The 12,823-nt window shown below is 73.3% G+C and carries 10 protein-coding genes and 1 pseudogene; 6 read left to right on the top strand and 5 right to left on the bottom strand.

The features are described 5' to 3' along the window. Position 1 precedes the first annotated feature (1 nt). The 5 genes from ABNF97_RS28835 to folP all read right to left on the bottom strand — a co-directional run bounded on the left by ABNF97_RS28835 (position 2) and on the right by folP (position 3,992). The gene (locus tag ABNF97_RS28835; RefSeq protein WP_349340461.1) at positions 2-1,345 is read right to left on the bottom strand and encodes an ABC transporter permease; all 1,344 of its coding nucleotides are present in this window, start codon (positions 1,343-1,345) and stop codon (positions 2-4) included. Positions 1,346-1,523: 178 nt separating this feature from the next. After that, positions 1,524-2,003 (bottom strand): DUF3180 domain-containing protein, encoded by a 480-nt coding sequence (locus tag ABNF97_RS28830; RefSeq protein ID WP_349340477.1) that lies wholly within the window; start codon positions 2,001-2,003, stop codon positions 1,524-1,526. Between the two features lie 185 nt (positions 2,004-2,188). Beyond that, complete coding sequence (folK, locus tag ABNF97_RS28825) at positions 2,189-2,713, bottom strand: 2-amino-4-hydroxy-6-hydroxymethyldihydropteridine diphosphokinase (protein ID WP_130465416.1); 525 nt, start codon at positions 2,711-2,713, stop codon at positions 2,189-2,191. After that, positions 2,710-3,087, bottom strand: a complete 378-nt coding sequence (gene folB, locus ABNF97_RS28820; protein ID WP_130466376.1) for a dihydroneopterin aldolase — start codon at positions 3,085-3,087, stop codon at positions 2,710-2,712. The genes folK and folB overlap by 4 nt, the downstream gene beginning before the upstream one ends. Positions 3,088-3,170: 83 nt before the next feature. Continuing rightward, positions 3,171-3,992, bottom strand: a complete 822-nt coding sequence (gene folP, locus ABNF97_RS28815) for a dihydropteroate synthase (RefSeq protein WP_130466377.1) — start codon at positions 3,990-3,992, stop codon at positions 3,171-3,173. Between the two features lie 458 nt (positions 3,993-4,450). Here folP and ABNF97_RS28810 point away from each other — a divergent pair, with 458 nt between their 5' ends. The 6 genes and pseudogenes from ABNF97_RS28810 (at position 4,451) to ABNF97_RS28785 (ending at position 12,471) form a co-directional block, all read left to right on the top strand. Further along, positions 4,451-4,768, top strand: coding sequence for a hypothetical protein (locus tag ABNF97_RS28810; RefSeq protein WP_130465417.1), 318 nt, complete (start codon positions 4,451-4,453; stop codon positions 4,766-4,768). Positions 4,769-4,783: 15 nt separating this feature from the next. Continuing rightward, positions 4,784-5,146: a hypothetical protein gene (locus ABNF97_RS28805; RefSeq protein ID WP_130465418.1), complete on the top strand. Its 363-nt coding sequence runs from the start codon at positions 4,784-4,786 to the stop codon at positions 5,144-5,146. Between the two features lie 902 nt (positions 5,147-6,048). Then, a pseudogene (locus tag ABNF97_RS28800) lies at positions 6,049-8,806 on the top strand (ATP-binding protein); the annotation flags it as partial. Positions 8,807-8,808: 2 nt separating this feature from the next. Further along, positions 8,809-10,758, top strand: a complete 1,950-nt coding sequence (locus ABNF97_RS28795; RefSeq protein WP_349340459.1) for an MFS transporter — start codon at positions 8,809-8,811, stop codon at positions 10,756-10,758. Between the two features lie 4 nt (positions 10,759-10,762). Then, the gene (locus tag ABNF97_RS28790; protein ID WP_349340458.1) at positions 10,763-11,308 is read left to right on the top strand and encodes a hypothetical protein; all 546 of its coding nucleotides are present in this window, start codon (positions 10,763-10,765) and stop codon (positions 11,306-11,308) included. A 26-nt stretch (positions 11,309-11,334) separates the two neighbouring features. Beyond that, positions 11,335-12,471, top strand: coding sequence for a M23 family metallopeptidase (locus tag ABNF97_RS28785; RefSeq protein ID WP_349340457.1), 1,137 nt, complete (start codon positions 11,335-11,337; stop codon positions 12,469-12,471). Positions 12,472-12,823: the final 352 nt, after the last annotated feature.

The raw sequence follows: 12,823 nt of genomic DNA, 5'->3' as shown, positions 1-12,823 counted from the left end.
GTCAGCGGTCCGGGGCGTCCCAGCGGTCGCCGCCCCAGCGGTCGGTCTGCTGGCTCGGCAGCGTGGAGGTCCACGGCTCCGGCGGCGACGCCTGGGCGGTGTCCCAGCTCGCCCTCGGCGTCTCCGGCTCCTCCACCCAGTCCCGCTCCGGTTCGGCGTAGGACCGGGGGCGGCCGTTCGCCTCGACCAGCCGGGTCACCACCAGACCGGCGGTCACCAGCACGGCGGCCAGGGCGGCCGGCGCGATGTCCAGGTTGCGCTCGTCGGCGTACCGGATGAACAGCGCCAGCGCGACGGCCGCGAGCATCCCGCCGGCGATCCCGCCCCGCCGCCCGAAGGCGCTGGCGCCACCGAGCAGCGCGGCGCCGAAGGCCAGACCGGTCCACTCGATGCCGGTGGTCGGCGGCACCGGCCCGGTGCCGCCGGCCGCGAGCAGCATTCCCGCCGCGACGGCGAAGACCGTCGACACCACCAGGCCGAACGTGACGATGAATCCGGCACCCCCACCCCGGCGCAGCGCCGGGTCAGCCACCGGGCGGAACCGGCCGACGGCCCGGCGTACCGTCTTGACGGTGCCGAAGAGGCCGGCCAGCACGGCGACGGCGGCAAAGCCGGCGAAGAGGTAGACCGCGTGCCGGGTCGGGTCGTACTCGCCCTGCACGTCGACCGGGGCGCTCCGCTGCTCGATGAAGACGATCACCGCGAGTCCGGCGGCAAGGCTGGCCGCCCAGCCCGGTACGTGGAAGCCCACCACCAGGATGGCGATCACCAGGCCGACGCCCACCCCGGCGACCAGCGCCGGCAGCATCGCCGACACGACGCCCCGGTCGGAGTTCTCCGCGAAGTGCAGCGCGGCGGCGACCGCGACCGGGCCCAGTGCGAGGTTGGGCGCGGCGGTCCGCAGGGTCAGCCCGGCGCCGAGAGTGAGCAGCCCGATCGCGGTACCGAAGACGAGCAGGCTCTCCCGCTGCGCGCCCCGGAGCAGGTCGGGATAGTCCCGGTTGCACAGGAAGAGCAGCACCGCCACCACGACCAGCAGCACCAGCTCCCAGAGCAGGTGCACCCCGATCCGATCCCGTCCGGGCTCGCCGTGTGCGGGATCGTCGAAGACGTTCTCCAGCGCGGCCGGCGAGACGTTCCGTCGCCGGGTCGGTGCGACCGGGTCCGGGTCGCTGACGGTGGCCGACTCGCCACCCATGAACCGCCCGGTGAGGTGGCTGGACGACGTACGGGGGTCGGCGTCGTATCCGGGGTCACCGCCGTACCGGGGATCCTCCCGCTCGCTGGTACCGACCGGATCAATTCCGGGGTCCCGTCGCCGATAGATCGAATCGTCGTACGCCATGCGCGCCTCCCGTTCGTCCAGCGAACAGGCCCCGGCCCGGGGCGGCATCCGGGACCGAAGCGGTCGGACGTGGGCCCGATCCAGCGGAGTTGGCGGATCCGGCCCGGTCGGAGGCACCGTACCCGCGAGCACGCCCGGCCGTCACCCCCGGTACGCGTCGATTACCCGGACGGCCTGCTCAGGGCTCGTCGCGCCGCCTCAGGTCGTCACTCTCCGAGTCTCGATCATCACGATCAGGCACCCGGCAGGAGCGTTCCAACCAGAGCGCCGCACCCACCAGGGCGAGCGACGCGCCGAGTCCGGCACTGGCCGCCGGTACGTCGTTGGCGGCCGCCCGGGTCCGCTCGATGAGCAGCCAGACGTCCAAGCCGGCGTAGAAGCCGGCGAAGATCGCCCCGGCCAGCGCCGACGCCTTGGCCAGTACGACGAACCGGGCCACCGCCAGCGGGTCGACCGGGTCCCGGCCGGGCCTGCGCTCGATCCGGGCCCGGGTGTTCGCCGCGGCGAAGCCCTCCAGGGCGGCCAGCCCGAGCAGCGTGACGATGGGCAGCCAGGGCAGCGGCGGAATGTGGCTGTAGAAGCTGCTGACCAGCAACCAGGCCAGGGCCGCCGAGGCGAGCCCGGCCACGACCAGCGAGGCGGGTCTGGTCGGACCCATCCGCCCGCGCTCGGGGGCCGGGCCGCGCGTCGGGGGTCTGCGCTCGGTCACAACTCTTCCTCACTCCGCTCGTCGACACGGGGCGCCGGTCCGGTGTCGACCGGACGGGCGCGTCCCGCCGGTCGGCGGACCCGTCCGGCCCGCGGCCCGGTCACCGTCGACCGGCCATCCTCGACCGGTCACCGTCAATCCGACTCTAACCGCAGATCCGGACGAGGGCGCAGGTCCAGCGCGTCGGTGCCGACCGGTTCGGTCGACATCAGGTCGGTCAGAGCGCCGTGGCCGGGCAGCCGCCCGTACGGCTCGATGTCGATCCACGGCCGGAGCACGAAGGCCCGCAGGTGGGCGCGGGGGTGCGGCAGGGTCAACTCCGGGTCGGCGCTGTGCACCGGCTGACCGTCGGCCGTCCAGACTCCGATCACGTCGACGTCGAGGCTGCGCGGCCCGAACCGGCGCTCCGGGTCTCTGACCCGGCCGGCCGCCGCCTCGGCGGCCCGGGCCCGGTCGAGCCAGTCGCGCGGGCCGGCCGCGTCGTCGGCGACCATCAACGCCGCGTTCAGGTACGCCGGCTGGTCCGGGTCACCCCACGGCGGCGTCTCGTAGATCCCGGACGCCACCAGAAGTACGTCGCGCAGCCCGGTCACCGCCGTGCGCAGGTGTTCCAGCCGGTCGCCGAGGTTGCTGCCGAGCGAGAGCACGGCCCGGGTCATCGGGTCGGCCTCCTCCGGGTCACCGTCACCGCCACGTCGGCGAAGTCGTGCGGGATCGGCGCCTGTGGCTTGTGCACGGTGACCGAGGTGCCGAGTACCCGTGGATCGGCCAGACAGGCGGCGGCGAGCCGCTCGGCCAGCGTCTCGATCAGGTTGACCGGCTCGCCTGTCACGATCCCGACCAGCCGCTCGGCCAGTTCGCCGTAGTGCACGGTGTCGGCCACGTCGTCGGAGCGGGCCGCCGCGCCCAGGTCGAGTTCCAGCACCACGTCGACGACGAAGTCCTGCCCCTGGGCGCGCTCGAAGTCGTAGACGCCGTGCCGGCCGCGTGCCCGCAGCCCGGTCAGCACGATCCGGTCGGTCTCCCGGGCGATCCGGTCAGTCTCCCGGGCGATCCGATCGGTCTCGCGGTCGGATGCCCCGACCTGCGCCTCCTCCCGGTCGCCAGCCGTACCCGTCATCCGGCCACCTCCCCGGTCGCCAGCCGGGGGCGGCCGCTGGCGGTCCAGACCGCGAGCGCGTCCACCGTCTCCCGCACGTCGTGCACCCGTACCCCCCAGGCTCCGGCCGCGACCGCGAGCACGCTGGTGGCGATCGTGGCGGCGGTACGCCCCTCGGTCGGCCGGGGCGTGCCGTCCGGGTCGGCCAGCAGCGCACCCAGGTACGACTTGCGGCTCGCCCCGAAGAGCAGCGGATAGCCGAGCGCCAGCAGCTCCGGCAGCCGGGCGGTCAGCTGCCAGTTGTCGGCGGGGCGCTTGGCGAAGCCGAGGCCGGGGTCGATGACGATGCGGTCGGCGGCGACCCCGGCGGCGAGGGCGTCGGAGACCCGCTGCGCCAGCTCGGCCCGCACGTCGGCGACCACGTCGGTGTAGTGGGCGAGTTCCTGCATCCGCTTGGCGTGCGCCCGCCAGTGCATCAGGATCCACGGGCAGCCCGCCTCGGCGACCACCTTGGCCATGTCCGGGTCGGCGAGCCCCCCGGAGACGTCGTTGACCACGGTCGCGCCGGCCTCCAGCGCGGCGGCGGCGACGCTGGCCCGGTAGGTGTCGACGCTCATCGGCACTCCCCGGGCGGCGAGTTCCCGGATGACCGGCAGCACCCGGGCGGCCTCGGTCTCCGCGTCGACCCGGTCGGCGCCGGGCCGGGTGGACTCGCCACCCACGTCGACGAGGTGGGCGCCGTCGGCGTGCATCCGTACCCCGTGCCGTACCGCGGCGTCGAGGTCGGCGTACCGGCCGCCGTCGGAGAAGGAGTCGGGCGTGACGTTGAGGACGCCCATCACCACCGGCCGGGACGCGCCGAGCAGCTCGCCGACGAGGGGCGATCCACCACCTGTGGCGGCGGCACCCGGGACTGACTCGCTCACCCCCCGACGCTACCCACCCAGCCGGCAACACCCCAGCTCGCCCCCTGCCGCGGCCGGGCGCCGCTCCGCCGCCCGGCGCCGGTCCGCCGCCGCGCGACGGTCCGGGTCGGAGGGGCGTGAAAACCGGCGGGTCGGGGCGGATCGGTGGCACTCGTCGCCGCTTGTTCCAAACAGGCACGCGCCGTACGCTCGCATCAGCCAGATGCCAGAACTTAAGAGATGGGCCGAATTAGGACAAAGATGCCCACAAACCATCACTCTTCGCGGTGATTGCGAGACGCAGGGTCGATCAACACCCCACGACCGACCCGGTTGACCGGGCTTGACAGCAGTGCGGAGGCGAGGCGTCACCGCACCCGGGGAGGATTCCGATGTTCGCCATGGAGCTGGTGGAGACGGCATGGCCGGCCGCCACGCACGCGCTCCACACCCTCGCGTCGGTCACGGCCGCCGAGCCACCGCCCGAGGGCAATATCGACACCGAAGGGATCGTCGGCTTCTTCGCCGGAAACATCGCGCCCATCCTGCTCGCCGTGCTCGGCGTGATCTTCATCGGTCGGGCCAGCAAGGGCGAGGTCTCCAAGGTACTGACCAGCTCGGCGATCGCGCTGCTCGGCCTGGCCTTCATCGCCGGGGCGGCGACGCTGTTCTTCGTCGGCGAGAACCTGATCAACCTGATCTTCGAATAGACCGCGGAGCACGAGATGCGGCTGCGCACCGACGACGACATCTATCGGGCCCGCCTGGTCTACCTGGGGCCGCCCGGCTACACGTTGCCCGTCCACCTGCCATACACGCAGTACGGGCTCTTCATGTTGCTGGTGCCGCTGTTCATGTTCATTCATTGGCTCTTCACCCTCAAGGTCGAGCTGATCCCCGCCTGGGAGATCGCGCTCGCGATGGTCACCACATCCTTCGTCTTCCGGTACGTCGATCCCGACCGGCCCGCCCGGATGGTCATCCGGACGGCACTGACCGACTGGCGGCGCACCCGCGAACCGGCGACAGAGCAGCGCGACCCCCGACTGGTCGCGACCCGTATCCGGATCCGGGAGCAGTTGACATGACCGACCCCAGTGAGGTGACGGCGTGACCGAGCGAACCAGATTCCCCTGCCGCTCCAGCACGGAGTTCGTCAGGACCACGGAGTTCGCCAGGCCGGGCGAGGCGGCGGCATGACCCGCCCCTCCCGGCCGGGCTCGTCGCACCCGGCAGCTCACCCGGCCGACAACCCCGGTAACGGTACGCAGTCCTCCGGCTACCCGCCGTCCGAGCTGGTCGAGGAGAACGAGTACGACGCGGCGCTGCTCAGCAACACCGGCCACGGCGCGGTCGCCGTCTTCCAGGCGCCGCAGCCACCGACCCGGAACCGCCCGGCCCGACCCGCGAGCGCGGCACCGGCCCGACCCGCCAGCGCGGCACCGGCCCCGCCGCGCGCCCCGGTCGAGCACCCGGACATCGACTCCCCCTTCCTCGACCTCTTCGGCGGGCCGGTCCAACCGTCCCCGCCGGCCGCGCCGGCACCCCGCCCCGCGCAGCGTCCCACCCCGCAACCGCGCGGGCGCTGGGGCGAGGATCGGGACGCCGCCGTCGGCCTGCCGACCTGGGAACCGGACGAGCCCCCGGCGGGCGGCACGGGCCAGCGGGAGGCGGTGCCCGGCCAGCCCACCGCCCGGGTCGCGCCGCCGGCCACCCGCCCCGGGCAGGACGAACCCACCGACGCCCTGGCCGAGGCCGCCCACCGGCAGGTGGAGGAGGCCGCCCACCGGCAGGTGGCAGACGTCCCCCGCCGGCAGGCGGAACCGGGCCGCCCCGACCCCGACCCGGTCACCGGTGCCGGGCGGCCGACCGAACCAGCGGCGCACCGCACCCCGGCGGCCGACCGGACCGCGGCCCTGGCCGGCACCCCGCCCGAGGCGTACCCCGGGCGTCCGGGCCCGGCGCCGCAGCAGCGCGGTGGCGAACACTCGGGCGCGCTGCCGATCGTCCGCGAGCCCGCCGAACGACCAGACCGCCGGACCGCCGACCGTCCCACCCGCGACCGCCGCGATCCCGCCCGGGACGGGGACCGGGACCGAGCGCCGGTCGCACCGAAGCAGCGGCGGAGCGCGTCGAAGCCGGCCGGGCCGCAGCCGCTGACCAAACCCCAGCGGGTACGCGCACCGAAGCTCCGCTTCGGTGACCGGGATCCCGCCGTCGAGCTGGCCATCACCGAGATCGCCGGTCACCTGACCTTCACCCCGAACACCGTCACCGCGTGGTACTGGCTGCCGGAGGTGCGCTGGGCGTTCCGGCCGGACGCCGAACGGGAGGCGCTGCTCGCGGCCATCTCCGAGCAGTACGCCGGCCTCGCCGGCTTCCGGCTGCACCTGCGCCGGACCACCCGGCCGTTCCCGGCCGACGAGTGGGCCCGGACGATCGACCAGCACACCCCGCAGCCGCTGGCCACCGTGTCCGGCGCCCCGAGCTGGTCGGACCACCTGGTCGCCGCCCAGCGGCACCTGCTATCGGTCAACCACGCCGAGGGGCAGACCTACCTCGGCGTCACCTTCGCCCGACGGTCGCTCGGCAACTCGCTGGCCGAGCGGATCCTCCGGGCCTTCGGCCGGGGCACCTCCGACGGGGAACGCCGCAAGCTGGGCCGGACGGTCGAGCAGTTCGACGAGGTGCTCGGCGCCTTCGGGATGCGCGGGCGGCAGGTCACCGCCGACGAGCTGGAGTGGCTGATGTACCGCTCCGTGGCGCTCTGCATGGCCCCGCCCGGCCAGCTCTCGCCGGTCACCAACGGCCGGTGGGAGCGCGGCGACCTGCTCGCCCTGACCGAGCAGGTGGAGCGCTACCGCAGCCCGTACGGGTCGACGGTGAAGCTGGTCAACCGGATGACCGGGGAGGAGCGGCACGTCGCCGTACTCGCGGTGGGCCGGATGGAACCGCTGGAGATCCCGGAGCGGCACGAGCCGTGGCTGCACTTCCACGAGCGGCTGCCCTGGCCGATGGAGCTCTCCACCCGGGTCGACATCCTCGGCTCCGCCGACTCGTTCCGCAACCTCGAACACCGGCTGCGGATGATCCGCTCCCAGCAGCTCGACTACGCCGAGCACGGCATCGACGCCCCGCCCGAGCTGGAGCGGCTCGCCAAGCGGGCGCTGGTGATCGGCGACGAGATGACCACCGGGCTGCCGGTGGACTCGGCCCGGGCGCACGGCTGGCACCGGATCGCGGTCGGGGGACGGACCAGGGAGGAGTGCCTGGAGCGGGCCCGCCGGCTGATCCAGCTCTACTCGCGAGAGCTGCGGATCTCGCTCCAGCATCCGAAGAACCAGGACTGGCTGGCCCGGGAGTTCATTCCCGGCGAACCGATCGCCAACACCGGCTACCTGCGCCGGATGCCGGTTCCGCTGCTGGCCGCCGCGCTGCCGCAGGCCGCCTCCACCGTCGGCGACCGGCGCGGCGACCTGATCGGGCGTACCGCCGGCACCTGCCGCCGGCCGGTCTTCCTCGACCTGCACTTCCCGATGGAGGTGCGCGAGCGTTCCGGCCTCGCCGTCTTCGTCGCCGAGCCGGGCGGTGGCAAGTCGACCCTGCTCGGCGCGCTCGGCTACCTGGCCGCCCGCCGAGGGGTGCAGGTGACCCTGCTCGACCCGTCCGGCCCGCTGGCCCGGCTCTGCGCGATGCCGGAGCTTCGGCCGTATTCGCGGGTGCTGAACCTGACCGGCTCCGAGCACGGCACCCTGGCGCCCTACGCGCTGATCCCGACCCCGCTGCGCAGCGAGTTCCCCACCGGCGCGGCGGGTGACCGGGAGTTCCAGATCGCGGTCTCCAACGCCCGGGCCGAGCGCCGGATGCTGGTGCAGGACATCTGCATGATGCTGGTGCCACCGCAGGTGGCCCGGGAGGCCTCCACCGCCACGCTGTTCCGGCACGCGGTCCGGCAGGTGCCGGCCGAGGAGACCTCCACCCTGGACGACGTGGTCGCCTGCCTGGCCGGGCTGGAGGACGAGGGCCGGGAGCTGGCCAACCTACTGCTGGACACCGCCGAGATGCCGCTGGCGCTGCTCTTCTTCGGCCGGCCACCGGAGGGGCTGCTCGGGGCCGACGCCACGCTGACCGTGATCACCATGGCCGGGCTGCGGCTGCCGGACCTGAAGATCGAGCGGGAGTACTGGTCGGCCGAGGAGGCGCTGGCGCTGCCGATGCTGCACACCGCGCACCGGCTGGCGGTACGTCGCTGCTACGGCGGCGCGATGTCGTCGCGCAAACTGGTCGGCCTGGACGAGGCGCACTTCATGGAGGGCTGGCGCTCCGGCCGGTCGTTCCTGGTCCGGCTGGCCCGGGACTCCCGCAAGTGGAACCTCGCCGCCCTGGTTTCCTCGCAGAACCCGAAGGACATCCTCGGGCTGGACGTGCAGAACCTGGTCTCCACCGTCTTCGTCGGCCGGATCGCCGAGGACGTCGAGATCGCCTCCGAGGCGCTGCGGCTGCTCCGGGTGCCGGTGAACGACGGCTACGAGGCGACCCTGGCCTCGCTTTCCAGTGTGGACACGTCGTCCGCGGACCGGCTCGGCTTCCGGGAGTTCGTGATGCGTGACGTCGACGGCCGGGTGCAGAAGGTACGCGTCGACGTCTCGTACGTGCCCGGCCTGCTCGACCACCTGGACACCACCCCGGTCACGGCGAAGGCCGCCCAGGCCAACCTGCCCTCCCCCGTCGCGGACCTGGAGGCTTGACCATGAGGCTCGGAGCCCGCCTCGCCGCCCTGCTGCTCGCGATCGGGGTGCTGGCGACCGCCACCCTGAGCTGGCCGGTGCTCGGCAGCGCCACGCCGGCCGCCGCCGCTCCGGCCGCCGCAACGCCGGTGCCGAGCCAGGCCAAGGTCGCGCTCTGCACCACCGCCGAGTGGGAGGCGGACTTCCGGGACTGCGTCGACCGGCTCGCCAACGTCGGCCAGAACATCCGGGACTGCGTGAAGGCGCCCACCCCGAGCGCGCCCGACCAGGGGCTCGGCGGCTGGTTCGCCACCCGCCCGGAGGCGAGCGGCAAGCCGGGCGTGAAGGGCATGTACACCGAGTACGGCAACGCCGGCTACAGCTACGAGACGTACGACGACTCGGGCGGTTGCGCCTCGGACGTGATCGACCCGGGCAGCAAGGTCTTCAACAAGATCGCGGACGGCGAGATCAGGATCGCCGCCGCGATCATCGGTGCCTCGAACGCGCTGCGCGAGCGGGCCTGGGACCCGAGCACCATGTGGGACTGGGCCGACCCGCTGGTGGAGCAGGCCACCAAGGCCGTCTACGAGCGGGTGTTCAGCGTCTTCGGCATCATCACCCTCTGCGTCGTCGGCATCTACCTGCTCTGGCGCTCCCGGCAGTCGGACATGAGCAACGCGATGACCACCGCCGGCTGGGCGGTGCTGGTGATGGTCGCGGTGACCGCGATCGCCGCCTGGCCGGTCCGGTCCGCCAACGTCGCCGACGGCACCCTGGTCACCACCCTGACCGTGGTGCACGAGGCGGTCGGCCCCCGGGACAAGAGCATCCCGGCCGACCGCTGCGGCTCGCTCAACCCGGCCGGCTGCAAGGACAACCGGCCACCGGCGCTGCGGGCCGCCGACACCGCGACCGAGTCGATGCTCTACCGCAACTGGCTGCGCGGCGCGCTCGGCTCCTCGGACAGCGAGACGGCCCGCAAGTACGGCCGGGCGCTCTACGACGCCAAGGCGTTCACCTGGGAGGAGACGGCGAAGATCGCCGCCAACCCGGAGACCCGGCAGACCACCGTCTCGGCCAAGCAGGAACAGTGGATGAAGGTCGCCGCGCAGATCCAGAAGGAGGACCCGGAGGCGTACGAGTACCTGCGCGGCGCCCGGGACTCGGACCGGATCGGCGCCGGGCTGATCGCCATCCTGGCCGCGATCCTCTTCGCGATGTTCGACCTGACCGCGTCCCTGCTGGTGCTCCTCGGCTTCCTGCTCTTCCGGTGGGCGGTGATCGCCGCACCGGTGCTCGGCACGGTCGGACTGCTCCGCCCGGCCAGCGCCGGGCTGCGCCGGCTCGGCAACGCCGTGGTGGCCGCCGTGTTCAACATCGCCATCTTCGGCACCGGCGCGGCGATCTATCTCTTCGCCGTCGACCTGGTGATGAGCACCCCGACCATTCCCGGCTGGCTCCAGGTGGTGCTGGTCTGGCTCTGCGGGGTGGTGGGCTGGCTGCTGCTGCGGCCGTACCGCCGGATCACCCAGCTCGGCGGCAAGGACAGCACCGAGGTGATCGCCTCGGCCGGCTCCTGGCACCGCCGGTTCTTCCGGGACGTCCGGGCCGCGTCGCAGCTCGACGACCCGGACCACCGCACCGACATCCGGGTCAAGAACCGCAGCCTGGTGATCCAGCAGACCAACATACGCCCGGAGACCCGGCACGAGGACCCGGTGCAGGCCGGCGCCGCCAGCCGCGCGGAGAGCAGTACCGACCTGGACACCGGCCCGGCCGACACCTCCCCGGCCGACGCCCCCGGCAGCGGCTCACGCCCCGGCCGGTCGTCCCAACGTCGGCCGGCGGAGTGGACCGAGCCGGACGTGCCGGTGGAGAACCCCTCCTACGTGATCTACCGGCCCGATTCCGCGCCGGCACCCGATCCGGCGCCCGCCCGGGCGCCCCGGATCCGCTCCGAGGCGAGGTGACCCGATGCGGCGGGCCCTCGAGTTCCTCTTCACCCGGCTCCTCCGGTCCCGGCTCGGGATCGCCGTCGCGATCGCCGTGGTGGTCGTCGGGATCGTCGGCGCGGCCCGGCTGGTGGCCGGACCCGGCAACGACCGGCCCACCCTCATCGGCGGCACTCCCGGCCCGATCAACGTCACCGACCCGGAGGCGGGCGACGACGGACTGACGGTGACGACGGAGCCGTCGCCGCGGACCAGTCCCGGCGCACCCGAGCCGGCGGCGGTGGCCCGGTCCTTCGCCACCGCCTGGCTCGACCACCGGGACGTGGCCGCCGCCGAGTGGCACGAGGGGCTCCGGCCGCTCGCCACCGAGACCCTGGCCGAGCAGTTGACCGGGGTCGACCCGGTCACCGTGCCGGCCGACCGGATCACCGGCGACCTGCTCGTCGTACCTCTGAACGACAGCCTCGTCGAGGTGGTCGTACCGGTGGACTCCGGCGAACTCCGGCTCGGCCTGGTCGCCCACCAGGGGCGCTGGCGGGTCGACACGGTGGACTGGCAGCGGCGCTGAGCGGGCGCGGGGAGGCAGGTGTGGGGATGACCGACCGCGGTCCGGCCCGGCGGCCGGTACGTCGGGTCGCGCTGGCGATGGCGCTGACCGGGGTACTCGCGCTGCTCTGCTGCGTCGGGGGCACCGGCGCGTTCCTGGTGACCATGTTCGCCTCGGAGGAGGAGAACATGGCGGCGGCCACCTTCGGCTGCGGCAACACCGACCCGGTCAAGACCGACGGGGATCTGCCGCTGGTCGGGCCCTACAAGGCGAGCCAGATGCGGCACGCGGCGATCATCATCAAGGTAGGCCGGGAGCTGGAACTGCCGCCCCGGGCCTGGGTGATCGCGGTCGCCACCGCCATGCAGGAGTCCGGCCTGAACAACCTGGGGCACCTCGGCGACCGCAACGACCACGACTCGCTCGGGCTCTTCCAGCAGCGGCCCAGCACCGGCTGGGGCACCCCGGAGCAGATCCTGGACCCGGAGTACGCGGCCCGGAAGTTCTACCAGAAGTTGAAGACCATCCGGGACTGGCAGAAGCGGACGCTGACCCGGGCCGCCCAGGCGGTGCAGATCAGCGCCTTCCCGAACGCGTACGCGAAGCACGAGCCGCTGGCGACCGAGATCGTGAACGCGTTGACCGGTGGGGCCGCCCGGGCCGCCGGTACCGACCTCGGGCTCGGCTGCGCCGACGGGGCGGAGATCGCCGCCTCGGGCTGGACCGCACCGATTCCCGGTGGGGTCGGCTCCGGGTTCCGTACCGCCGCCCGGCCGGCGCACAACGGCGTCGACATCGGCGCCGCCAGGTACACCACCGAGATCCGGGCGGCGGCGACCGGCCGGGTACTGGTCGCCCGCTGCGACCCGGACCGACGCGGCCGGTTGAGCTGTGACGTGGACGGCTTCCCGGGCAAGGGCGGCTGCGGTTGGTTCGTCGACATCCTGCACGCGGGCAACGTGATCACCCGGTACTGCCACATGGTCGAAAGGCCGATGGTCTCCAAGAACGACATGGTGGAGGCCGGGCAGGTGATCGGGCGGGTCGGATCGAGCGGCAACTCGTCGGGGCCGCACCTGCACTTCGAGGTGCACCTGCGCGGGGACCGGAGCCGGCACGGCGCCATCGACCCGGTGCCGTTCATGCGGGACCGCGGCGCACCCCTCACCGGAACTGAGCGGTGATGCATCCAATGCAACCTGCTCCCGCGAGGTTGAGAACCTCCTGATCGCGGTATCGGAGCCCCCCGCGGTCACGGCCTTCGGTCAGCACCTGGCTGAGGCGTTCGCGTAGCCAGGAGAGGGTCGCCTCGACCGGTGCGCGCAGGGTCGGATCGTCCATGACCTCGGGATCCTGAGTAAGGCGGCCGATGGGGCAGCCTTGAGGACGTCCCGTTCGCGTCGCAGATAGGCGGTGACCCGCTCTACGGCCGTGCCGGAGGTGGCGAACCGCGCCTCGGCCTTGGTCCGCATCTCCTCGGCCGTGCGGTTGATCGCGGCGAGCGCCAGGTCGGGCTTGCCGGCGAAATGGTGGTAC

The sequence above is a fragment of the Plantactinospora sp. B6F1 genome (assembly GCF_040120695.1).
Lineage (GTDB): Bacteria > Actinomycetota > Actinomycetes > Mycobacteriales > Micromonosporaceae > Plantactinospora.
Note: the sequence above shows the minus strand (reverse complement) of the source record. Positions and strands in the feature narration are given on the sequence as shown.

Bases quoted from the DNA above. Each gene is read 5' to 3' on its own strand.
- ABNF97_RS28835 (WP_349340461.1), bottom strand. From the start codon at position 1,345: ATGGCGTACGACGATTCGATCTATCGGCGACGGGACCCCGGAATTGAT.
- ABNF97_RS28830 (WP_349340477.1), bottom strand. From the start codon at position 2,003: ATGGGTCCGACCAGACCCGCCTCGCTGGTCGTGGCCGGGCTCGCCTCG.
- folK (WP_130465416.1), bottom strand. From the start codon at position 2,713: ATGACCCGGGCCGTGCTCTCGCTCGGCAGCAACCTCGGCGACCGGCTG.
- folP (WP_130466377.1), bottom strand. From the start codon at position 3,992: ATGGGCGTCCTCAACGTCACGCCCGACTCCTTCTCCGACGGCGGCCGG.
- ABNF97_RS28810 (WP_130465417.1), top strand. From the start codon at position 4,451: ATGTTCGCCATGGAGCTGGTGGAGACGGCATGGCCGGCCGCCACGCAC.
- ABNF97_RS28805 (WP_130465418.1), top strand. From the start codon at position 4,784: ATGCGGCTGCGCACCGACGACGACATCTATCGGGCCCGCCTGGTCTAC.
- ABNF97_RS28795 (WP_349340459.1), top strand. From the start codon at position 8,809: ATGAGGCTCGGAGCCCGCCTCGCCGCCCTGCTGCTCGCGATCGGGGTG.
- ABNF97_RS28790 (WP_349340458.1), top strand. From the start codon at position 10,763: ATGCGGCGGGCCCTCGAGTTCCTCTTCACCCGGCTCCTCCGGTCCCGG.
- ABNF97_RS28785 (WP_349340457.1), top strand. From the start codon at position 11,335: ATGACCGACCGCGGTCCGGCCCGGCGGCCGGTACGTCGGGTCGCGCTG.